The organism is Rhodoferax sp. RT5P35, from assembly GCF_056521385.1.
Genome location: NZ_JBWMAX010000110.1, coordinates 1 through 1,478, shown reverse-complemented (window position 1 = coordinate 1,478; position 1,478 = coordinate 1). Strand labels below are relative to the sequence as shown.

The window sequence follows — 1,478 nt, the reverse complement described above, 5'->3', positions numbered from 1 at the left end:
GCTGGGCACTGTGCGCAGTAGGTGGCGGAACTGGCGATCGATGGCGGGTAGGTCGTCAAAAATATCGGCGTGGTCGAATCCCAGGTTGTTCAGCACCGCCGTGCGCGGGCGGTAGTGCACAAACTTGCTGCGCTTGTCGAAGAAGGCGGTGTCGTACTCGTCGGCCTCGATCACAAAGGTCTTGCCCGCGCCCAAACGGGCGGACACCCCGAAATTCAGCGGTACGCCACCGACCAGAAAGCCCGGCTGCAGCCCGGCGTGCTCCAGCACCCAGGCCAGCATCGCGGTGGTGGTGGTTTTGCCGTGCGTGCCCGCCACCGCCAGTACGTGGCGGCCTTGCAGCACGTGCTCGGCCAGCCACTGCGGACCGCTGGTGTAGGGCAGGCCTGCGTCCAGAATGGCTTCCATCAGCGGAAATTTTGGCGTGCCGTCGGCTGCGCGGGCGCGCGACACCACGTTGCCGACCACGAACATGTCGGGCTTCAGGGCTAACTGGTCGGACGAGAAGCCTTCGATCAGTCCGATGTCCAATGCGCGCAACTGGTCGCTCATCGGTGGATAGACCCCCGCGTCGCAACCGGTGACCCGGTGCCCAGCCTCCCGCGCCAAAGCGGCCAAACCTCCCATGAAGGTGCCGCAAATACCCAAAATATGAATGTGCATGCGGGGATTTTAGGGGTGGCCCCTGGCCCAACCCGGATTGTGAAAAAAGGCAAAATCCGTGACATGGATGCACTGACCTTAGAGATCGCCGAGACCGCCGCCCGTATGGTGGTGGAAGAAGGCCTGGAATACGGCCCGGCCAAGCGCCGCGCCGCCGCGCAACTGGGCGCAGGCCGCGCGGCTTTGCCCGGCAACGACACCGTGGAAGATGCGGTGCGGGCCTATATCGACCTGTTTTGTGGCGATACCCAGCCCGCCGAACTGCGCGCCCTGCGCCAGTTGGCCCTGGTCTGGATGGAGCGCATGGAGCGGTTTCGCCCGCATTTGTGCGGCGCGGTGTGGCAGGGCACGGCCACGCGCTTGTCGGACCTGGCGATTCAGCTGTTTTGCGACGACTCCAAATCCGCCGAGATTGCACTGATCGACCACCGCGTGCCCTACACCCCGGCCACCGTCACCGGGTTTCGCGGCGAACCGGTCGAGGCGCTGAGCTTTGCCAGTCTGAGCCCCGAACTGGGTGAAACCGTGGGTGTGCACTTCATGGTCTATGACCTGGACGACCTGCGGGGGGCCCTGAAGCCCGACTCCAAAGGCCGCGCCCCGCGGGGCGACACCGCTGCCGTGCGCCGCTTGCTGGCGGAAGGCGCGCCATGATGGCCTCTTCACGCCGCCGACTCATGGTCGGGGTGGCGGCAGCCGCTGGCTTGGCGGGTGCCGGTGTGGCTTGGTGGAAATACCAGCCCGCGCCCCTGCTTTCGGGTGTGGAAGAGGCGTTGTGGGGGCTCAGTTTTAACACCCCGCAGGGTGCACCTCTG

General features: G+C 65.6%; 3 protein-coding genes. 2 read left to right on the top strand and 1 reads right to left on the bottom strand.

Translation table 11 applies throughout. From position 1 onward, the window contains the following. Positions 1-663, bottom strand: a 663-nt coding sequence (locus tag AC097L_RS24070; RefSeq protein WP_479589250.1) for a Mur ligase domain-containing protein, incomplete at its 3' end; no start/stop codon positions are given. Between the two features lie 63 nt (positions 664-726). Between AC097L_RS24070 and AC097L_RS24065 the strand changes: the two genes are divergently transcribed. Together AC097L_RS24065 and AC097L_RS24060 are read left to right on the top strand one after the other, a co-directional pair. Continuing rightward, positions 727-1,317: a hypothetical protein gene (locus AC097L_RS24065; protein WP_479589249.1), complete on the top strand. Its 591-nt coding sequence runs from the start codon at positions 727-729 to the stop codon at positions 1,315-1,317. After that, a partial coding sequence (locus AC097L_RS24060) for a twin-arginine translocation signal domain-containing protein (protein WP_479589251.1) occupies positions 1,314-1,478 on the top strand: 165 nt, incomplete at its 3' end. The genes AC097L_RS24065 and AC097L_RS24060, both read left to right, overlap by 4 nt.

Bases quoted from the DNA above. Each gene is read 5' to 3' on its own strand.
- AC097L_RS24065 (WP_479589249.1), top strand. From the start codon at position 727: ATGGATGCACTGACCTTAGAGATCGCCGAGACCGCCGCCCGTATGGTG.